Consider the following 18083-nt stretch of genomic DNA (forward strand, 5'->3'; position numbering starts at 1 on the left):
GCTCCCACAAATGAGCAGCGCAAATTCGATCTCTTGTTTTGGTTCTCATTATCATCTAATAATAAATCTCATCTCCGAACGAGTCCCGGATCATGAGTTCTGCCTTGCACGAGCAGCCCTACCTCGAAAGCTGGCGCTGGATGAGCCGCCAGATCCGTTGCGCACTGGATCCTGACGAACCGCGTCTGATCGAACACTATCTCGCCGAAGGGCGCTATCTGTCCTGTTGCACAGCCACTTCGCCGTGGATCGTCGCTGAAACGTCTTTCCGCCTGCTGCTCGATACCGCCACCGATATCGCGCTGCCGTGGCACTGGCGCAGCGTCTGTCTCGATCAAGCCTGGCGCCCGTTGCGTGAAATGGAGCGCCTGTCGCTGTGCCAATGCCGCTTGCAGCGCTGGCAACTCTACACCTGGCAGCTCGCCACCTGCGAGTTGCAACCGTCGATTCCTCTCATTGATTTGCTGCAAGGACATTCGAATGACCAAGACACGTATTGAGCGCGACAGCATGGGCGAGCTGCAGGTGCCGGTCGACGCGCTCTACGGCGCGCAGACCCAGCGCGCAGTGGACAACTTCCCGATCAGCGGCAAGCCGATGCCGACGCAGTTCATCCGCGCGCTGATTCTCGCCAAAGCCGCTGCCGCGCGCGCCAACGTCGAGCTGAACCAGATCAGCGCTTCGCAAGGCAAAGCCATCAGCGACGCCGCGCAAGGTCTGCTCGAAGGCGATTTCATGCAGCATTTTCCGGTGGATATCTTCCAGACCGGTTCCGGCACCAGCTCAAACATGAACGCCAACGAAGTGATCGCCACGCTGGCCAGCCGCATGCTCGGCGAGCCGGTCAATGCCAACGATCAGGTCAACTGCGGGCAGAGCAGCAACGACATCATCCCGACCACCATTCACGTCAGTGCCGCGCTGGCGCTGCATGAACAATTGCTGCCAGCGCTGTTGCATCTGGTCCAGGTCATCGAGCGCAAGGCTGAACAGGTGCACCACCATGTCAAAACCGGCCGCACCCACCTGATGGACGCGATGCCGGTGCGCATGAGCCAGGTGCTCAACGGCTGGGCGCAGCAGCTCAAGGCCAACATCGGGCATCTGCAGGACTTACTGCCGAGTCTGCAATCCCTGGCGCAGGGCGGTACCGCGGTGGGCACCGGGATCAATGCGCATCCGGAGTTTGCCGCGCGATTCAGTCGGCATTTGAGCCAGTTGACCGACGTGCAATTTACCCCCGGCAAGGATCTCTTCGCTTTGATCGGCTCGCAGGACAACGCCGTCGCTGTCTCCGGCCAGCTCAAGGCCACTGCCGTGTCGCTGATGAAAATCGCCAATGATCTGCGCTGGATGAACTCCGGGCCGCTGGCCGGCCTCGGCGAAATCGAACTCGAAGCGCTGCAGCCGGGTTCGTCGATCATGCCCGGCAAGGTCAACCCGGTGATTCCGGAAGCCACGGCCATGGTCGCCGCGCAAGTGATCGGCAACGACTCGGTGATCACCGTGGCCGGTCAATCCGGCAATTTCGAACTGAACGTGATGCTGCCGATCATCGCGCAGAACCTGCTGAGCAGCATCGAACTGCTGGCCAACTCCAGTCGTCTGCTCGGTGACAAGGCGATTGCCAGCTTCAAGGTCAACGAATCGCGCTTGCAAGAAGCGTTGTCGCGCAACCCGATTCTGGTCACCGCCCTCAACCCCATCATCGGCTACCAGAAAGCTGCCGACATCGCCAAGCAGGCTTACCGGGAAGGCCGCGCGGTGATCGACGTTGCTCTGGAACACACCGACCTGTCGCGCAGCCAGCTGGAAGAGTTGCTCAACCCCGAGAAGCTCACCGCCGGCGGCGTGTAAAACCTGCAACCGCTTTGGAGGCTCACCATGGAGCACTGGAAACGCACGATCGAACGGGCCAATCGCTGCTTCATGCTGGGCGAATTGATCGACGCCCGCGAGGCTTACCTGCAAGCCCTGGCCCTGGCGCAAGTGCTGTTCGAACGCTGGGCGGATGCCGACGAAGCGGTGGCGGCCTGCGTCGTCTCTCATCACAACCTCGCCGACCTGCATCTGCGCCTGAACCAACCGGAGGAGAGCGCCGAGTACCTGTGCGCCATCCATCAACGCCTGTTGCAGACCATGCAGGACGAACGCCTGCGCCCGGCCCTGCGTGAGGCGGCGCTGCGCCAGAGCAGCAAGACCTACGTCGAACTGTTGAATTTCATCAGTGAGCATGGTGAATACCCGCGCACCCAACGCCTGCTGCATCCCGACACCGGCAATGCCCGCCGCGCCTCAACTTCTCATCAGCATGGAGTCCATTGAAATGGCTTTTACCTTGCCTGCCTTGCCTTACGCCTACGATGCCCTCGAACCGCACATCGATGCGCAGACCATGGAGATTCATTACACCAAGCACCACCAGACCTACATCAACAACCTCAACGCGGCGGTTGAAGGCACCGAGTTTGCCGAGTGGCCGGTGGAAAAGCTCGTCGCCAGCGTTGAGCAACTGCCGGAAAAACTTCGCGCGGCGGTGATCAACCAGGGCGGCGGTCACGCCAATCATTCGCTGTTCTGGGAAGTGATGGTGCCCAATGGGGGCGGCAAACCCGACGGCGAGCTCGCCAAGGCCATCGACGAGCAGCTGGGCGGACTCGACAGTTTCAAGGAAGCGTTCACCAAAGCCGCGCTGACCCGCTTCGGCAGTGGCTGGGCCTGGCTCAGCGTGACACCGGAGAAAAAGCTCATCGTGGAAAGCAGTGGCAACCAGGACAGTCCGTTGATGAACGGCAATACCCCGATTCTCGGGCTCGACGTCTGGGAGCACGCCTACTACCTGCGCTACCAGAACCGTCGTCCGGAATACATCAACGCCTTTTACAACGTGATCAACTGGCCGGAAGTTGCTGCGCGCTATCAGGCCGCACTGGTTTAAGCCTTCAATAAAAACAATCCAGGGCTGACTATGGGCACTGAAACACTGGCGATTGGCAGCAGGCGGATGTTTCGTTACGCGGTGGGCTCGCTGTTGCTGTTGGCGGGGATGACTTTGCTGGTCGCCCACGGTTTGCACTGGCTGAATCTGGAACCGAAGCTGCTGCGCGCGCTGCAGGGCGGCGCTATTTGTGCCTTGGGCACGGCACTCGGCGCGGTGCCGGTGCTGGTGATCCGGCGCATGCCGCAAGCGCTCAGCGACACCTTGCTGGGATTTGGTGCCGGGGTGATGCTGGCGGCGACGGCGTTTTCGCTGATTGTACCGGGCATCGCTGCGGCTGAGAGTCTTGGCCTGACGCCGTGGGCCGCCAGTGGCCTGATCTGCTTTGGCATCCTGCTCGGCGCGTTCGGCCTGTATCTGGTGGATCGCAGGGTGTCCGGTGCCTCGCCGGAGATGCTCGTCGGCACGCTCGAGCATCCGGTGATTCCACCGCGCATCTGGCTGTTCGTGTTCGCCATCATCGCGCACAACATTCCGGAAGGCATGGCGGTCGGCGTGTCTGCCGGTGGCGGCATGGCAGACGCCGACAGTCTGGCGATGGGCATCGCGTTGCAGGATGTGCCGGAAGGTCTGGTGATTGCGTTGGTGCTGGCCGGGGCGGGGATGTCGCGGGTCAGGGCCTTTCTGATCGGCGCGGCGTCAGGGCTGGTCGAACCGGTGTTCGCGCTGTTGTGTGCGTGGCTGGTGAGTCTGGCTCAAGTGCTGTTGCCACTGGGGTTGGCACTGGCGGCCGGGGCGATGTTGCTGGTGGTGACTCACGAAGTGATCCCGGAGTCGCGTCGTCATGGGCATGACAAACTGGCGAGTCTTGGTTTGCTGATCGGGTTTTGTCTGATGATGGTGATGGATACGGCGTTGGGTTGAATGGAGGCGAGGAACGTTGTCCTCGCCCCAAGGATTACTCGCCTTCGTCGAAATACCTTTCGATCAGATCGACCAAGGCGTCCATGGCTTCCTGAGCCTGTTCGCCTTCAGTACTCAGATAAATTTTGGTGCCCTTGCCAGCGGCCAGCATCATCATCGCCATGATGCTCTTGCCGTCGACAGTCGTCTCTGGCGTGCGACCCACTCTGATCGTGCAGTCTGGGTACTGACCCGCTACGCCGACAAATTTGGCTGACGCCCGGGCGTGCAGACCCAGCTTATTGATGATTTCGATTTCACGAGCAGGCATCGCGGTGTGAATCCTTTAGGTGAGGTCGCGGTGGCGAACCTGGACGTTCTTCAGGGTTTTCTGCAGGGCCTGACCCAGGCGTTCGGTCAGGTAGACGGAGCGGTGGTGCCCGCCGGTGCAGCCAATGGCAATGGTGACGTAGGCGCGGTTGCTGGCGGCGAAACGTGGCAGCCACTTGTTCAGGTAGGTGTAGATGTCCTGATACATTTCTTCGACATCCGGCTGTTCCGCCAGGTACTCGGCCACAGGTGCATCGAGTCCGGACTGCGCGCGCAGCTCCGGTTTCCAGTACGGATTGGGCAGGCAGCGCACATCGAAGACCAGATCGGCATCGACCGGCATGCCACGCTTGAAGCCAAAAGATTCAACCAGGAATGCGGTACCGGGCTCCGGCTGATTCAACAGGCGCAACTTCAGGGTGTCGCGCAGTTGATACAGATTCAGGTTGGTGGTGTTGATTTTCAGGTCGGCCAGATCGGCGATCGGCCCGAGAAGGGCGCTTTCATCCTGAATCGCTTCGGCCAGTGAGCGATTGGCGTTGCTCAGCGGGTGGCGACGGCGTGTTTCGGAAAAACGCTTGAGCAGGGTTTCTTCGTCGGCGTCCAGATACAGCACATCGCACTGGATATGCTTGGCACGCACATCTTCGAGCAATTCCGGGAAACGTGACAGATGGCTGGGCAGGTTGCGCGCATCGATCGACACGGCAACCAGCGGCTGCGCGAGCTCGGTGTGGATCAGCGCGCGCTCGGCCAGTTCCGGCAGCAAGCCGGCCGGCAGGTTGTCGATGCAGTAGTAACCGTTGTCCTCAAGGACATTCAGGGCGGTACTTTTACCCGAGCCCGAACGGCCACTGACGATAATCAAACGCATGATCAGTGCCCGTTCTGCTCGTCCAGTACGACCTGGTACAAGGCTTCGTTACTCGGGGCGCTACGCAGTTTGTCGCGCACTTCCTTGCGATCGAGCATGCTGGCGATCTGGCGCAGCAATTCCAGATGCGCATCGGTCGCGGCTTCCGGGACCAGCAGCACAAACAACAGGTCTACCGGGGCGCCGTCGATGGCGTCGAAATCAATCGCAGCTTCGAGGTGCAGCAGGGCACTGACTGGCGCCGTGCAGCCCTTGAGGCGGCAGTGGGGAATGGCGATGCCGTTGCCAAAACCGGTGGAACCGAGTTTTTCACGGGCGATCAGCGCCTCGAAGACATCCTGCATCGCCAGATCCGGCACTTCGCGGTGGATCAGGTTGGCAATCTGTTCGAGGGCTTTTTTCTTGCTGCCGCCCGGCGCGTTCACCTGGGAACGGCCGGGGGTCAGGATGGTTTCAAGTCGGATCATGGGATAGGGGTGTTAACGACCGGTCGCGCCCTGGAGGAGGCTCTGGGTCTTTTCCTTATGCTTTTTGAGTTGGCGATCCAGCTTGTCGGTGAGTGAGTCGATCGCAGCGTACATGTCGGTATCTTCTGCGTTGGCGACCACTTCGCTGCCGGGGATATGCAAGGTGGCTTCGATCTTCTGCTTCAGCTTTTCGACGCACATCGTGACTTGCACGTTGGTGATCTTGTCGAAATGTCGCTCCAGTCGTTGGAGTTTTTCCTCGATGTAGGAACGCAGAGGTTGGGTCACTTCCAGTTGGTGTCCACTGATGTTGACTTGCATACAGCTTCTCCTTCGTTGCCAGTGCATAAAGCGGCAGGCCGAAAAGCCTGCCACTGGAACGCTGTAACGTGGCTTACATCAACCGCTTGCGTTCGCTCGAAGGCGCGATTCCGAGGGATTCGCGGTACTTGGCGACGGTGCGGCGAGCCACCTGAATGCCTTGTGCCTCCAGTAAACCAGCGATCTTGCTGTCACTCAACGGCTTTTTCTGATTTTCCGCCGCGACCAGTTTCTTGATGATCGCGCGAATCGCCGTGGACGAGCATTCGCCGCCTTCGGAGGTGCTGACGTGGCTGGAGAAAAAGTATTTCAGCTCATAAATACCGCGCGGGGTATGCATGAATTTTTGCGTGGTCACTCGGGAAATCGTCGATTCGTGCATGCCGACCGCCTCAGCGATGTCATGCAGTACCAGCGGTTTCATCGCTTCGTCGCCGTATTCCAGGAATCCGCGCTGATGTTCGACGATCTGCGTGGCCACTTTCATCAGGGTTTCGTTGCGGCTCTGCAGGCTCTTGATGAACCAGCGGGCTTCCTGCAATTGATTACGCATGAAGGTATTGTCGGCGCTGGTGTCGGCACGCTTCACAAAACCGGCGTACTGGGCGTTGACACGCAGGCGTGGCACCGATTCCTGGTTCAGCTCGACCAGCCAGCGCTCGTTGTCCTTGCGCACGATCACGTCAGGAATGACGTATTCGGCTTCGGTCGACTCGATCTGCGAGCCCGGACGCGGATTGAGGCTCTGCACCAGTTCGATGACCTGGCGCAGTTCGTCTTCCTTGAGCTTCATGCGCCGCATCAACTGGCTATAATCGCGGCTGCCGAGCAGGTCGATGTAATCGGCGACCAGACGCTTGGCCTCGGACAGCCACGGCGTCTTGGCTGGCAATTGGCGCAGTTGCAGGAGCAGGCATTCGCTGAGGTTGCGTGCGCCGATCCCGGCGGGTTCGAATTGCTGGATGCGATGCAGGACGGCTTCGATCTCATCGAGCTCGATATCCAGTTCCGGATCGAATGCTTCAAGAATTTCTTCGAGTGTCTCGTCCAGATAACCCTGATTGTTGATGCAGTCGATCAGGGTGACGGCGATCAGGCGATCGGTGTCGGACATCGGCGCCAGGTTCAGTTGCCAGAGCAGATGGCTCTGCAGGCTCTCCCCGGCGGAGGTGCGGGTGGTGAAATCCCACTCGTCGTCATCGCTGCTGGGCAGGCTGCTGGCGCTGGTCTGGTAGACGTCTTCCCAGGCGGTATCCACCGGCAGTTCATTGGGGATGCGCTCGTTCCATTCGCCATCCTCGAGGTTGTCCACCGTCGGGGCGGTTTCCTGATAGGAGGGTTCCTGGATTTCGGCGGGCTTCTGTTCGGCGTTGTCGGCCAAGGGATCGGCGTTGTCGAAGTCGTCGCCTTCTTCCTGGCGTTCGAGCATCGGATTGGATTCCAGAGCCTCCTGAATCTCCTGTTGCAGGTCCAGGGTCGACAATTGGAGCAGACGGATGGCCTGTTGCAGCTGCGGTGTCATCGTCAGCTGCTGGCCCATTCTCAAGACTAGCGATGGTTTCATGGCAGGGGCTTAACACCTTATTCGCCGGCGCTTTGCGCCATCCACTACAGGGCGCCGAAGCGCCAAACTTAAGCAAATTATATGCCTGAAACTGAAGTGTTTGCCTAGAGCGCTGTAACAATTAAAGCGGATAAATGCGCCTTGAATCGATACAGCGCTGTCGCGCTTACAGGCGGAACTCGTGACCCAGATACACTTCCTTGACCAGATCGTTGGCCAGGATGGTCTCGGCATCGCCCTCGGCGATCAGTTGACCGTCGTTGACGATGTAAGCGGTTTCGCAGATATCCAGCGTCTCGCGGACGTTGTGGTCGGTGATCAGCACACCGATGCCCTTGGCCTTGAGGTGGTGGATGATCTGCTTGATGTCGCCGACCGAGATCGGGTCGACACCGGCGAACGGTTCGTCGAGCAGGATGAATTTCGGCGCAGTGGCCAGAGCGCGAGCGATTTCCACCCGGCGGCGTTCACCACCGGACAAGCTCATGCCGAGGTTGTCGCGGATGTGGCTGATGTGGAATTCCTGCAGCAGGCTTTCCAGCTCCTTGCGACGGCCGGCCTTGTCGAGTTCCGGGCGAGTCTCGAGGATCGCCATGATGTTGTCGGCGACCGACAGCTTGCGGAAGATCGACGCTTCTTGCGGCAGATAGCCGATACCGGCTTTGGCGCGGCCGTGCATCGGCTGGTGGCTGACGTCCAGATCGTCGATCAGCACCCGGCCCTGATCGGCCTGCACCAGGCCGACGATCATGTAGAAACAGGTCGTCTTGCCGGCGCCGTTCGGGCCGAGCAGGCCGACGATCTGACCGCTGTCGATCGACAGGCTGACATCACGCACGACCTGGCGGCTTTTATAGGCCTTGGCCAGGTGCTGAGCTTTCAGAGTTGCCATTACTGGGATTTCTCTTGGGTTTTCTTCTTCGGCTGGATCACCATGTCGATGCGCGGACGCGATTCGGTGACTTTGCTGCCGGTAGCGCGACCGGCGCTGGCCAGTTTCTTCACGGTGTCGTAGACGATTTTCTCGCCCTGGGTGGTGTTGTTGTCTTTATCGACAACCTTGGCCTTGTCGATCAGTACGACGCGATTTTGCGCGGCGAGGTACTGAATCGTCACGCCCCAGCCCTGAACTGGCTTGGTGTCGCCGGCAGTCTGCAGTTGTTCGAAGTAGGCGAGGTTGCCGACCGACGTCACAACGTCGATATCACCGGTCGAGGTGCGGGTGATGGTCACGGTGTTGCCTTTGACGATCATCGAGCCCTGAGTGATGATCACGTCACCTTTATAGGTAGCTACGCCGTTCTTGTCGTCCAGCTGGGCGTCGTCGGCCTGAATGCGGATTGGCTGCTCTTGATCGTTCGGCAGGGACCAGGCGCTCGCGCTTCCCAGTGCTGCGCCCAGACTGAGCAAAATAGGGAGGGTTTTAACGAGCCTCATACTGTCCTCTTACGTTCGATTGCAGGTGTATCCTGCTGTCCTTCAGGTACGCTTTCATTCCGACGCCAGTCGACACGCCGCCAGCGCCCTCGATTCTAACGGGTTGCGCAGTCTGCGCATATTCCTGCTGCGGGAACACGGTCATGCGGGTGCTGGTGATCAGGGTGCCGCGATTTTTCTCATCGGTGCGCTGTACGCGGACCGAGTCGATCAATTCCACCTCGGTACCGCCCGAGTTCACTTCGCCGCGCTCGCTGGTCACGTGCCACGGGAAGTCGGTGCCGCGAAACATGTTCAAATCAGGCTTGGTCACCAGAGTGACATCGGTGGCCTTGACGTGCTCGGCCTTGTCGGAGGTCATCTCGTACTGCACCTTGCCGTCGGGCAGGTACTGAATGGTGTGCGTGTTGGTCGCGTACCAGTCGATAGGGTTCTCGGCAGTCGAGACCGGCGGCTTGTCGAGGAAGCGTTCCGGGCTGATGTTCCAGTAGCCGACCGCGGCGAAAATCGCCGCGATGCAGCCGAACAGCAGGAAGTTGCGAAACTTTTTGCTAAACATGGTCTGGCTCACAGGTACGCGGCGTTGGCCGCTTCGAGGCGGCCCTGGGCGCGCAGGATCAATTCGCAGAATTCGCGGGCGGCACCTTCGCCGCCACGGGCGCGGGTAACGCCGTGGGCGTGTTCGCGGACGAAATCGGCAGCGTTGGCCACCGCCATGCCCAGCCCCACACGGCGGATCACCGGCAAGTCTGGCAGATCGTCGCCCAGATAGGCGACTTCTTCATAGCTTAGGCCCAGTTGCGCGAGCAGGCCGTCGAGCACCACCAATTTGTCTTCGCGCCCCTGAAACAGATGCGGGATGCCGAGGTTCTTCGCGCGGCGCTCGACCACCGGGGTCTTGCGACCGCTGATGATTGCGGTCTCCACGCCGGCATTCATCAGCATCTTGATGCCCTGGCCGTCGAGGGTATTGAAAGTCTTGAACTCGCTGCCGTCTTCGAGGAAATACAGACGGCCGTCGGTGAGCACACCGTCGACGTCGAAGACTGCCAGTTTGATCGCTTTGCCGCGTTGCAGCAGATCGTTGCTCATTACATGACTCCTGCGCGCAGCAGATCGGAGAGGTTGAAGGCGCCGATCGGGCGATCCTCCTCGTCGACGACTACCAGGGCGCTGATTCGGTGGTCTTCCATGATTTTCAGGGCTTCGGCGGCAAGCATGTCGGGCCGCGCGGTTTTGCCGTGTGCGGTCATCACTTCGTCGATGGTGGCGTTGCGAATGTCGATGGTGCGATCCAGGGTGCGGCGCAAATCACCATCGGTGAAGATCCCGGCGAGTTTGCCGTCGGCTTCAAGGATAGCGGTCATGCCGAGGCCCTTGCGGGTCATTTCCATCAGCGCATCCTTGAGCAGGGTGCCGCGTTGTACTTGCGGCAACTCCTCCCCGGCATGCATGACGTTTTCCACTTTCAGCAACAGGCGCCGGCCAAGGGCGCCGCCCGGATGCGAGAAGGCAAAATCTTCGGCGGTAAAACCGCGCGCTTCCAGCAAGGCCACGGCCAGGGCGTCGCCCATGACCAGCGCTGCAGTAGTCGAAGACGTCGGTGCCAGATTCAGCGGGCAGGCTTCGTGCTCGACATGCACGTTGAGATTGACCTCGGCAGCCTTCGCCAGCGGCGACTGCGGATTGCCGGTAACGCTGATCAACTGGATGCCCAGGCGCTTGATCAATGGCAGCAGCGTGATGATTTCGTTGGTCGAGCCGGAGTTCGACAGCGCCAGAATCACGTCGTCGCGGGTGATCATGCCCATGTCGCCGTGGCTGGCTTCGGCCGGATGGACGAAAAACGCCGGAGTGCCGGTGCTGGCCAGGGTCGCGGCGATCTTGTTGCCGATATGCCCGGATTTGCCCATGCCGACCACGACCACACGGCCCTTGCTGGCCAGAATCATCTCGCAAGCGCGTACGAAATCGGCGTCGATATGGGCCATCAAGCCTTGGACGGCTTCCACTTCGAGGCGGATGGTGCGTTGTGCCGATTGAATCAGGTCGCGGGTTTTGCTCATGTCAGAATCGTATGGGCCGATGAAAAGGCGGCGATTATAGCGGTTATGTGGCAAAGCCTCACGCAAGTTCGTCGTGCTTTGTCATTACTGGTTACCAAAACCCTGTGAAAGTCGCTGCGACCCTCATCTGTCGGCGATTCTGGCCGGGTTCTCGCTTGGGCGCTCAGCCTTTGCAGTGATATAGTTCGCCGCCAGTTCGGCCTGCCCGGGATGCAGGTGTTTCCGAGGAAAGTCTGGCATCCCGATGAAAGGCTGCATCGCAAGGAGTTTAGATGAGTGCCGATAACGCCTACGCGGTCGAGCTGAAGGGAGTCTCCTTCAAGCGCGGTGCGCGGAGCATTTTCAATAACGTCGATATCCGCATCCCGCGCGGCAAGGTCACCGGCATCATGGGGCCTTCCGGCTGCGGCAAGACCACGCTGCTGCGCCTGATGGGCGCGCAGTTGCGACCGTCCAGCGGCGAAGTCTGGGTCAACGGGCAGAACCTGCCGACGCTGTCGCGCAGCGATCTGTTCGATGCGCGCAAGCACATGGGCGTGCTGTTTCAAAGCGGTGCGCTGTTCACCGATCTCGATGTGTTCGAAAACGTGGCCTTTCCGCTGCGGGTTCACACGCAGCTGCCGGAAGACATGATCCGCGACATCGTCCTGCTCAAGTTGCAGGCCGTGGGGCTGCGTGGCGCCATCGAGCTGATGCCGGACGAACTGTCCGGCGGCATGAAGCGCCGCGTCGCGCTGGCCCGGGCAATTGCTCTCGATCCGCAGATTCTCATGTACGACGAGCCTTTCGTGGGCCAGGACCCGATCGCCATGGGCGTGCTGGTGCGCCTGATCCGCCTGCTCAACGATGCACTGGGCATCACCAGTATCGTGGTGTCTCACGATCTGGCGGAAACCGCGAGCATTGCCGACTACATCTATGTAGTGGGCGATGGTCAGGTGCTGGGGCAGGGCACGCCGGATGAGCTGATGAACTCGGATGAGCCGCGTATCCGCCAGTTCATGACCGGCGATCCCGATGGCCCGGTGCCGTACCATTTTCCAGCGACGGATTACCGCGCAGATCTTCTGGGGAAGCGCTGATGCGCAGAATTTCATTGATGGAACGCGTGCGTCGGTTCGGCGAATCGGCGATCGACGCGGTCGCGGTGTTTGGTCGGGCGACCCTGTTCCTGTTTCACGCCCTGCTGGGCCGTGGTGGTATCAGCGGTGGTTTCGGCCTGTTGGTCAAGCAGCTGCATTCGGTCGGCGTCATGTCGCTGGTGATCATCGTGGTCTCCGGCATTTTCATCGGCATGGTGCTCGCGCTACAGGGCTTCAGCATTCTTTCCAGCTATGGTTCAGAGCAGGCGGTGGGGCAGATGGTCGCCCTGACATTGCTGCGTGAACTGGGGCCGGTGGTCACGGCGTTGCTGTTTGCCGGTCGCGCCGGCTCGGCGTTGACCGCCGAGATCGGCAACATGAAATCCACCGAGCAGTTGTCCAGCCTGGAAATGATCGGTGTCGATCCGCTCAAGTACATCATTGCCCCGCGCCTGTGGGCCGGCTTCATTTCCCTGCCGGTGCTGGCGATGATCTTCAGTGTCGTCGGCATCTGGGGCGGTTCGTGGGTCGCGGTCGACTGGCTGGGCGTCTACGAAGGCTCGTACTGGGCGAACATGCAGAACAGCGTGACCTTCACCAGCGATGTGCTGAATGGCGTGATCAAGAGTGTCGTTTTCGCCTTTGTCGTGACCTGGATCGCCGTATTCCAAGGCTATGACTGTGAACCCACTTCCGAGGGAATCAGTCGTGCCACCACCAAGACCGTGGTGTTTGCCTCGCTGGCAGTGCTCGGCCTGGACTTTATTCTGACCGCTTTGATGTTTGGAGATTTCTGATGCAAAACCGCACCCTGGAAATCGGTGTCGGCCTGTTCCTGCTGGCAGGGATCCTGGCTTTGCTGCTGCTCGCCTTGCGCGTCAGCGGTCTGTCTGCGACTTCGTCCACCGACACTTATAAACTTTATGCCTATTTCGACAATATCGCCGGTCTGACGGTCAGAGCCAAAGTGACCATGGCCGGTGTGACCATCGGCAAGGTCACCGCGATCGATCTGGATCGCGACAGCTTCACCGGTCGGGTCACGCTGCAGGTGGATAAAAAGGTCGACAACCTGCCGGTTGATTCGACTGCGTCTATCCTCACCGCGGGTCTGCTGGGCGAAAAATACATCGGTATCAGCGTCGGCGGTGAAGACACCCAGTTGAAAGACGGTGGAACCATCCACGACACACAGTCGTCACTGGTACTGGAAGACCTGATCGGTAAATTCCTGCTCAATACCGTTAGCAAAGACGCCAAATGAGGAGCTTTTGAATGATCTCTATCTTGCGACGTGGCCTGTTGGTGTTGCTCGCGGCCCTGCCGTTGATGGCTAACGCTGCACCGGGACAATCGGCTCATGACCTGATTCAGGACACCACGAACCGGATGCTTGCCGATTTGCAGGCCAACAAAGAGAAGTACAAGCAGGATCCGCAGGATTTCTATGCGGCGCTGAATAGCATCGTCGGCCCTGTGGTGGATGCCGAGGGCATCTCCAAAAGCATCATGACCGTGAAGTATTCGCGCAAGGCCACGCCCGAGCAGATGCAGCGTTTTCAGGAGAACTTCAAGCGCGGTCTGTTCCAGTTCTACGGCAACGCTCTGCTGGAATACAACAACCAGGGCATTACTGTTGACCCGGCCAAAGATGAATCGGGCGACCGCACCAGCGTCAACATGACCGTCAAGGGCAGCAACGGTGCGATTTATCCGGTGCAGTACACCCTTGAGAAGATCGGCGGCGAGTGGAAACTGCGCAACGTGATCATCAACGGCATCAACATCGGCAAGCTGTTCCGTGACCAGTTCGCCGACGCCATGCAGCGCAATGGCAACGATCTGGACAAGACCATCGATGGCTGGGCCGGTGAAGTGGCCAAGGCCAAGCAGGAAACCGACAAAGCCGCCGCGAAGCCAGCGCAATGAGTGAGGCGGCAGTACGGATGAGTGATGTCGACGAACTGGTGCTCAGCGGCGTGCTGGATTACCGCACCGGGCCCGACCTGCGCAAGGAAGGTCAGGCACTGATCAAGTCGAGCAAGGCGTCGGCGCTGGTCATCGATTGTTCGGCGGTGCAGAAGTCCAGCAGCGTCGGCCTGTCGTTGCTGCTGTGCTTCATGCGTGATGCGCACGCGGCCGGCAAGTCCGTCAGCATCCGTGCGATGCCCGAAGACATGCGCGAAATCGCTCAGGTCAGCGAGTTGACCGAGCTGTTGGCGCACCCCTGAACCCACATCTATAAAGAAGCCCCCCGTCAGAGTCCTGCGTTGCGGGGTTCGCAGGCGCGGGGCTTTTTTGTATGATGTCCGACCGTGCGCACAGGGCGCCGATTGAGGTTGAGCATGCAGGCCGTAGAAGTGAAGAGCTTCCTTGAAGAAAAGCTGCCAGGAACGCTGGTAGAAGTTGAAGGCGAAGGCTGCAACTTCCAGCTGAACGTGATCAGCGATGAACTGGCGGCGTTGAGCCCGGTGAAGCGTCAGCAGCAGGTCTATGCCCATTTGAACCCATGGATCGTCGATGGCAGCATCCATGCGGTCACTATGAAATTTTTCAGCAGCGCGGCCTGGGCCGAGCGCACCTGAGCCCTAGGGCGTCGAGATACTAATGGATAAATTGATTATTACCGGTGGCGCTCGTCTTGATGGCGAGATCCGCATTTCCGGGGCAAAGAACTCTGCCCTGCCGATCCTGGCCGCGACCTTGCTGTGCGATGGCCCGGTCACCGTTGGCAACCTGCCGCACCTGCACGACATCACCACCATGATCGAGCTGTTCGGGCGCATGGGCATTGAGCCTGTGATCGACGAGAAGCTCAGCGTCGAAATCGACCCGCGCACCATCAAGACCCTGATCGCGCCGTACGAACTGGTGAAAACCATGCGTGCGTCGATCCTTGTGCTCGGCCCGATGGTCGCGCGTTTCGGTGAAGCCGAAGTGGCATTGCCTGGCGGTTGCGCCATCGGCTCGCGTCCGGTCGACCTGCATATCCGTGGTCTCGAAGCCATGGGCGCAATCATCGACGTCGAAGGCGGCTACATCAAGGCCAAGGCGCCTGAAGGTGGCTTGCGCGGCGCGCACTTCTTCTTCGACACCGTCAGCGTGACCGGTACCGAAAACATCATGATGGCTGCTGCTCTGGCCAAGGGCCGCAGCGTGCTGCAGAACGCCGCCCGTGAGCCTGAAGTGGTCGACCTGGCGAACTTCCTCAACGCCATGGGTGCCAAGGTTTCCGGCGCCGGCACCGACACCATCACCATCGATGGCGTCGAGCGTCTGGGTTCGGCTTTCTATAAGGTCATGCCCGATCGTATCGAAACCGGCACCTATCTGGTCGCCGCTGCCGTTACCGGTGGCCGCGTCAAGGTCAAGGACACCGATCCGACCATCCTCGAAGCGGTGCTGGAAAAGCTCCGTGAAGCCGGCGCGGAAATCACCTGCGGTGAAGACTGGATCGAGCTGAACATGCACGGCAAACGCCCGAAAGCGGTCAACGTGCGCACCGCGCCGTACCCGGCGTTCCCGACCGACATGCAGGCACAGTTCATCTCGCTCAACGCCATTGCCGAAGGTACTGGTGCGGTGATCGAGACGATCTTCGAAAACCGCTTCATGCACGTTTACGAACTGCACCGCATGGGCGCCAAGATCCAGGTCGAAGGCAACACCGCGATCGTCACCGGTACCGAAATCCTCAAGGGCGCGCCTGTGATGGCCACCGACCTGCGGGCTTCTGCCAGTCTGGTGATCTCGGCACTGATGGCCGAAGGCGACACGCTGATCGACCGCATCTACCACATAGACCGTGGTTACGAGTGCATCGAAGAAAAACTGCAGATGCTCGGCGCCAAGATCCGTCGCGTTCCGGGCTGATCGCTGCATCGGGACACACGGACGTGTCCACTGAATTCGTTTCGAGTCGAGGGTGTGCGCACCCTCGATGTGTGTCCGGCGCCGATTGCGACCGGGCATGAGTACCTTGATAAGGACTGACGTTTCCCATGTTGACCATCGCACTGTCCAAGGGCCGCATCCTTGACGACACACTGCCGCTTCTCGCTGAAGCGGGCATCGTGCCGACCGAGAATCCGGACAAGAGCCGCAAGCTGATCATCCCCACGACCCAGGACGACGTGCGTCTGCTGATCGTGCGTGCCACCGATGTGCCGACCTATGTCGAGCATGGCGCGGCCGACCTCGGCGTCGCCGGCAAGGACGTGCTGATGGAATACAGCGGCCAGGGCCTGTACGAGCCGCTGGACCTGCAGATCGCGCAGTGCAAGCTGATGACCGCCGGCAAGATCGGCGCCGCCGAGCCCAAGGGCCGTCTGCGCGTGGCGACCAAGTTCGTCAACGTCGCCAAGCGTTACTACGCCGAGCAGGGCCGTCAGGTTGACATCATCAAGCTGTACGGCTCGATGGAACTGGCGCCGCTGATCGGTCTGGCCGACAAGATCATCGACGTGGTCGACACCGGCAACACCCTGCGCGCCAACGGCCTGGAGCCCCAGGAACTGATCGCCACGATCAGCTCGCGCCTGGTGGTCAACAAGGCTTCGATGAAAATGCAGCACGCCCGAATCCAGGCGTTGATCGACACCCTGCGCAACGCAGTGGAATCGCGACACCGCGGCTGATCTACCTGCGTGGCCCAAAGCCGCGCCGTCTATCCGCCTCATAGCCAGAATTCTCAGGTGCCCAAGCGGATCGAATGCTAGTTTCGGGCGCCTGAGTTATTTGCCATTCCTATGAGGCTCTCGCTATGACCGCAACCACTGCAATTCGCCGACTCAACGCTGCTGACCCGGATTTCGCGCATCATCTGGATCATCTGCTGAGCTGGGAAAGTGTGTCTGACGACTCGGTCAATCAGCGCGTGCTCGACATCATCAAGGCTGTGCGCGAGCGTGGTGACGCGGCGCTGGTCGAGTTCACCCAGAAGTTCGACGGCCTCGAAGTCGCCTCGATGGCCGACCTGATTTTGCCGCGCGAGCGCCTCGAACTGGCCCTGACTCGCATCACCGTGCCACAGCGCGAGGCCTTGGAAAAAGCCGCCGCCCGGGTGCGCAGCTATCACGAAAAGCAGAAGCAGGATTCCTGGAGCTACACCGAAGCCGATGGCACGGTGCTCGGCCAAAAGGTCACGCCGCTGGATCGCGCCGGTCTGTATGTGCCGGGTGGCAAGGCGTCGTATCCGTCGTCGGTATTGATGAACGCGATTCCGGCCAAGGTCGCCGGCGTGACCGAAGTGGTCATGGTCGTGCCAACTCCGCGCGGTGAGCTCAACGAACTGGTGCTGGCCGCTGCCTGCATCGCCGGTGTCGACCGGGTGTTCACCATCGGCGGTGCGCAAGCAGTTGCCGCGCTGGCGTACGGCACTGAAAGCGTGCCGCGTGTCGACAAAGTGGTCGGCCCGGGCAACATCTATGTCGCCACCGCCAAGCGTCACGTTTTCGGTCAGGTCGGTATCGACATGATCGCCGGCCCTTCGGAAATCCTTGTGGTGTGCGACGGCCAGACCGATCCGGACTGGATCGCCATGGACCTCTTCTCCCAAGCCGAGCACGACGAAGACGCGCAAGCGATTCTGGTCAGCCCCGACGCCGAGTTCCTCGACAAGGTGGCCGCGAGCATCGACAAGCTGCTGCCGACCATGGACCGCGCAACCATCATCGAGACCTCGATCAATGGCCGTGGCGCGCTGATCCAGGTGAGTGACATGGCCGAGGCCATCGAAGTCGCCAACCGCATCGCGCCGGAACACCTGGAGTTGTCGGTCGCTGATCCGCAAGCCTGGCTGCCGCAGATCCGTCACGCTGGCGCGATCTTCATGGGCCGCCACACCTCCGAAGCCTTGGGCGACTACTGCGCCGGCCCGAACCACGTGTTGCCGACTTCCGGCACCGCGCGTTTCTCCTCGCCGCTGGGCGTCTACGACTTCCAGAAGCGCTCGTCGATCATCTTCTGCTCCGAGGCCGGCGCTTCCGAGCTGGGCAAGACTGCATCGGTACTGGCCCGTGGCGAATCGCTGAGCGCCCACGCGCGCAGCGCCGAATACCGCATCAAAGACGAAGACTTTCTGAAAGGGCAGGGGAACTGAG

24 protein-coding genes are annotated in these 18083 nt (G+C 60.3%); 14 read left to right on the forward strand and 10 right to left on the reverse strand.

Annotation, left to right across the window (positions count from 1 at the left end; genetic code table 11):
- Positions 1-92 precede the first annotated feature (92 nt).
- Genes AC0Z4S_RS09065 through AC0Z4S_RS09085 form a run of 5 tightly spaced genes read left to right on the forward strand, consistent with a single transcriptional unit; the run spans position 93 to position 3862 of the window.
- Positions 93-500: a FagA protein gene (locus AC0Z4S_RS09065; RefSeq protein WP_485622729.1), complete on the forward strand. Its 408-nt coding sequence runs from the start codon at positions 93-95 to the stop codon at positions 498-500.
- Positions 481-1857, forward strand: a complete 1377-nt coding sequence (locus AC0Z4S_RS09070) for a class II fumarate hydratase (RefSeq protein WP_485622730.1) — start codon at positions 481-483, stop codon at positions 1855-1857. Before AC0Z4S_RS09065 ends, AC0Z4S_RS09070 begins: the two co-directional genes overlap by 20 nt.
- A 27-nt stretch (positions 1858-1884) precedes the next feature.
- Positions 1885-2325: a hypothetical protein gene (locus tag AC0Z4S_RS09075; RefSeq protein WP_065615788.1), complete on the forward strand. Its 441-nt coding sequence runs from the start codon at positions 1885-1887 to the stop codon at positions 2323-2325.
- A 1-nt stretch (position 2326) separates the two neighbouring features.
- Positions 2327-2938 carry a superoxide dismutase gene (locus tag AC0Z4S_RS09080; protein ID WP_485622731.1) on the forward strand — a complete coding sequence of 204 codons (612 nt, stop codon included), beginning with the start codon at positions 2327-2329 and terminating at the stop codon, positions 2936-2938.
- Between the two features lie 30 nt (positions 2939-2968).
- Entirely contained in the window at positions 2969-3862 is an 894-nt protein-coding gene (locus AC0Z4S_RS09085; protein ID WP_485622732.1) for a ZIP family metal transporter, read from the forward strand.
- A 34-nt stretch (positions 3863-3896) separates the two neighbouring features.
- Here AC0Z4S_RS09085 and AC0Z4S_RS09090 read toward each other — a convergent pair whose 3' ends face one another.
- The 10 genes from AC0Z4S_RS09090 to AC0Z4S_RS09135 form a co-directional block, all read right to left on the reverse strand.
- A complete protein-coding gene (locus AC0Z4S_RS09090; protein ID WP_071174390.1) occupies positions 3897-4172 on the reverse strand; it encodes an HPr family phosphocarrier protein in 276 nt (91 codons plus the stop codon).
- A 15-nt stretch (positions 4173-4187) separates the two neighbouring features.
- Positions 4188-5045: an RNase adapter RapZ gene (gene rapZ / locus AC0Z4S_RS09095; RefSeq protein WP_485622733.1), complete on the reverse strand. Its 858-nt coding sequence runs from the start codon at positions 5043-5045 to the stop codon at positions 4188-4190.
- Between the two features lie 2 nt (positions 5046-5047).
- Positions 5048-5512, reverse strand: coding sequence for a PTS IIA-like nitrogen regulatory protein PtsN (ptsN, locus tag AC0Z4S_RS09100; protein WP_253499052.1), 465 nt, complete (start codon positions 5510-5512; stop codon positions 5048-5050).
- 12 nt (positions 5513-5524) lie between these two features.
- Positions 5525-5833, reverse strand: a complete 309-nt coding sequence (gene hpf / locus AC0Z4S_RS09105; RefSeq protein WP_007912419.1) for a ribosome hibernation-promoting factor, HPF/YfiA family — start codon at positions 5831-5833, stop codon at positions 5525-5527.
- A 73-nt stretch (positions 5834-5906) separates the two neighbouring features.
- A complete protein-coding gene (locus AC0Z4S_RS09110; protein WP_110603721.1) occupies positions 5907-7397 on the reverse strand; it encodes an RNA polymerase factor sigma-54 in 1491 nt (496 codons plus the stop codon).
- Positions 7398-7563: 166 nt separating this feature from the next.
- On the reverse strand, positions 7564-8289 hold the full coding sequence (gene lptB, locus AC0Z4S_RS09115) for an LPS export ABC transporter ATP-binding protein (protein WP_024011621.1): 726 nt from the start codon (positions 8287-8289) through the stop codon (positions 7564-7566).
- Positions 8289-8834: a lipopolysaccharide transport periplasmic protein LptA gene (lptA, locus tag AC0Z4S_RS09120; RefSeq protein ID WP_485622734.1), complete on the reverse strand. Its 546-nt coding sequence runs from the start codon at positions 8832-8834 to the stop codon at positions 8289-8291. Before lptA ends, lptB begins: the two co-directional genes overlap by 1 nt.
- Positions 8821-9393: an LPS export ABC transporter periplasmic protein LptC gene (gene lptC / locus AC0Z4S_RS09125; RefSeq protein ID WP_485622735.1), complete on the reverse strand. Its 573-nt coding sequence runs from the start codon at positions 9391-9393 to the stop codon at positions 8821-8823. The genes lptA and lptC overlap by 14 nt, the downstream gene beginning before the upstream one ends.
- A gap of 8 nt (positions 9394-9401) precedes the next feature.
- Positions 9402-9926: a KdsC family phosphatase gene (locus AC0Z4S_RS09130; RefSeq protein WP_253499057.1), complete on the reverse strand. Its 525-nt coding sequence runs from the start codon at positions 9924-9926 to the stop codon at positions 9402-9404.
- Positions 9926-10900: a KpsF/GutQ family sugar-phosphate isomerase gene (locus tag AC0Z4S_RS09135; protein WP_042608754.1), complete on the reverse strand. Its 975-nt coding sequence runs from the start codon at positions 10898-10900 to the stop codon at positions 9926-9928. Before AC0Z4S_RS09135 ends, AC0Z4S_RS09130 begins: the two co-directional genes overlap by 1 nt.
- 272 nt (positions 10901-11172) lie before the next feature.
- Between AC0Z4S_RS09135 and AC0Z4S_RS09140 the strand changes: the two genes are divergently transcribed.
- The 9 genes from AC0Z4S_RS09140 to hisD all read left to right on the forward strand — a co-directional run bounded on the left by AC0Z4S_RS09140 (position 11173) and on the right by hisD (position 18082).
- A complete protein-coding gene (locus tag AC0Z4S_RS09140) occupies positions 11173-11982 on the forward strand; it encodes an ATP-binding cassette domain-containing protein (RefSeq protein ID WP_039759369.1) in 810 nt (269 codons plus the stop codon).
- Positions 11982-12779, forward strand: coding sequence for a lipid asymmetry maintenance ABC transporter permease subunit MlaE (gene mlaE / locus AC0Z4S_RS09145; RefSeq protein ID WP_042608753.1), 798 nt, complete (start codon positions 11982-11984; stop codon positions 12777-12779). The genes AC0Z4S_RS09140 and mlaE overlap by 1 nt, the downstream gene beginning before the upstream one ends.
- Positions 12779-13246 (forward strand): outer membrane lipid asymmetry maintenance protein MlaD, encoded by a 468-nt coding sequence (gene mlaD, locus AC0Z4S_RS09150; protein ID WP_186547255.1) that lies wholly within the window; start codon positions 12779-12781, stop codon positions 13244-13246. Before mlaE ends, mlaD begins: the two co-directional genes overlap by 1 nt.
- An 11-nt stretch (positions 13247-13257) precedes the next feature.
- The gene (locus AC0Z4S_RS09155; RefSeq protein WP_129999927.1) at positions 13258-13911 is read left to right on the forward strand and encodes an MlaC/ttg2D family ABC transporter substrate-binding protein; all 654 of its coding nucleotides are present in this window, start codon (positions 13258-13260) and stop codon (positions 13909-13911) included.
- Complete coding sequence (locus AC0Z4S_RS09160; RefSeq protein ID WP_485622737.1) at positions 13908-14213, forward strand: STAS domain-containing protein; 306 nt, start codon at positions 13908-13910, stop codon at positions 14211-14213. Before AC0Z4S_RS09155 ends, AC0Z4S_RS09160 begins: the two co-directional genes overlap by 4 nt.
- 114 nt (positions 14214-14327) lie before the next feature.
- The gene (locus AC0Z4S_RS09165; protein WP_485622738.1) at positions 14328-14567 is read left to right on the forward strand and encodes a BolA family protein; all 240 of its coding nucleotides are present in this window, start codon (positions 14328-14330) and stop codon (positions 14565-14567) included.
- A 22-nt stretch (positions 14568-14589) separates the two neighbouring features.
- Positions 14590-15855 carry a UDP-N-acetylglucosamine 1-carboxyvinyltransferase gene (murA, locus tag AC0Z4S_RS09170; RefSeq protein WP_186547252.1) on the forward strand — a complete coding sequence of 422 codons (1266 nt, stop codon included), beginning with the start codon at positions 14590-14592 and terminating at the stop codon, positions 15853-15855.
- A gap of 128 nt (positions 15856-15983) precedes the next feature.
- Entirely contained in the window at positions 15984-16619 is a 636-nt protein-coding gene (hisG, locus tag AC0Z4S_RS09175) for an ATP phosphoribosyltransferase (protein WP_016771668.1), read from the forward strand.
- A gap of 125 nt (positions 16620-16744) precedes the next feature.
- Positions 16745-18082: a histidinol dehydrogenase gene (hisD, locus tag AC0Z4S_RS09180; protein WP_485622739.1), complete on the forward strand. Its 1338-nt coding sequence runs from the start codon at positions 16745-16747 to the stop codon at positions 18080-18082.
- Position 18083: the final 1 nt, after the last annotated feature.

This window comes from Pseudomonas sp. 1L-B-1-E-C1 (assembly GCF_057291835.1).

Coding starts and splice junctions, on each gene's coding strand:
- AC0Z4S_RS09110 (WP_110603721.1), bottom strand. CDS start 7,397: ATGAAACCATCGCTAGTCTTGAGAATGGGCCAGCAGCTGACGATGACA.
- rapZ (WP_485622733.1), bottom strand. CDS start 5,045: ATGCGTTTGATTATCGTCAGTGGCCGTTCGGGCTCGGGTAAAAGTACC.
- AC0Z4S_RS09160 (WP_485622737.1), top strand. CDS start 13,908: ATGAGTGAGGCGGCAGTACGGATGAGTGATGTCGACGAACTGGTGCTC.
- AC0Z4S_RS09155 (WP_129999927.1), top strand. CDS start 13,258: ATGATCTCTATCTTGCGACGTGGCCTGTTGGTGTTGCTCGCGGCCCTG.
- mlaD (WP_186547255.1), top strand. CDS start 12,779: ATGCAAAACCGCACCCTGGAAATCGGTGTCGGCCTGTTCCTGCTGGCA.
- murA (WP_186547252.1), top strand. CDS start 14,590: ATGGATAAATTGATTATTACCGGTGGCGCTCGTCTTGATGGCGAGATC.
- AC0Z4S_RS09070 (WP_485622730.1), top strand. CDS start 481: ATGACCAAGACACGTATTGAGCGCGACAGCATGGGCGAGCTGCAGGTG.
- hpf (WP_007912419.1), bottom strand. CDS start 5,833: ATGCAAGTCAACATCAGTGGACACCAACTGGAAGTGACCCAACCTCTG.
- AC0Z4S_RS09065 (WP_485622729.1), top strand. CDS start 93: ATGAGTTCTGCCTTGCACGAGCAGCCCTACCTCGAAAGCTGGCGCTGG.
- AC0Z4S_RS09080 (WP_485622731.1), top strand. CDS start 2,327: ATGGCTTTTACCTTGCCTGCCTTGCCTTACGCCTACGATGCCCTCGAA.
- ptsN (WP_253499052.1), bottom strand. CDS start 5,512: ATGATCCGACTTGAAACCATCCTGACCCCCGGCCGTTCCCAGGTGAAC.
- lptB (WP_024011621.1), bottom strand. CDS start 8,289: ATGGCAACTCTGAAAGCTCAGCACCTGGCCAAGGCCTATAAAAGCCGC.
- AC0Z4S_RS09075 (WP_065615788.1), top strand. CDS start 1,885: ATGGAGCACTGGAAACGCACGATCGAACGGGCCAATCGCTGCTTCATG.
- AC0Z4S_RS09140 (WP_039759369.1), top strand. CDS start 11,173: ATGAGTGCCGATAACGCCTACGCGGTCGAGCTGAAGGGAGTCTCCTTC.
- AC0Z4S_RS09165 (WP_485622738.1), top strand. CDS start 14,328: ATGCAGGCCGTAGAAGTGAAGAGCTTCCTTGAAGAAAAGCTGCCAGGA.
- AC0Z4S_RS09135 (WP_042608754.1), bottom strand. CDS start 10,900: ATGAGCAAAACCCGCGACCTGATTCAATCGGCACAACGCACCATCCGC.
- AC0Z4S_RS09085 (WP_485622732.1), top strand. CDS start 2,969: ATGGGCACTGAAACACTGGCGATTGGCAGCAGGCGGATGTTTCGTTAC.
- AC0Z4S_RS09130 (WP_253499057.1), bottom strand. CDS start 9,926: ATGAGCAACGATCTGCTGCAACGCGGCAAAGCGATCAAACTGGCAGTC.
- lptC (WP_485622735.1), bottom strand. CDS start 9,393: ATGTTTAGCAAAAAGTTTCGCAACTTCCTGCTGTTCGGCTGCATCGCG.
- AC0Z4S_RS09090 (WP_071174390.1), bottom strand. CDS start 4,172: ATGCCTGCTCGTGAAATCGAAATCATCAATAAGCTGGGTCTGCACGCC.
- hisG (WP_016771668.1), top strand. CDS start 15,984: ATGTTGACCATCGCACTGTCCAAGGGCCGCATCCTTGACGACACACTG.
- mlaE (WP_042608753.1), top strand. CDS start 11,982: ATGCGCAGAATTTCATTGATGGAACGCGTGCGTCGGTTCGGCGAATCG.
- hisD (WP_485622739.1), top strand. CDS start 16,745: ATGACCGCAACCACTGCAATTCGCCGACTCAACGCTGCTGACCCGGAT.
- lptA (WP_485622734.1), bottom strand. CDS start 8,834: ATGAGGCTCGTTAAAACCCTCCCTATTTTGCTCAGTCTGGGCGCAGCA.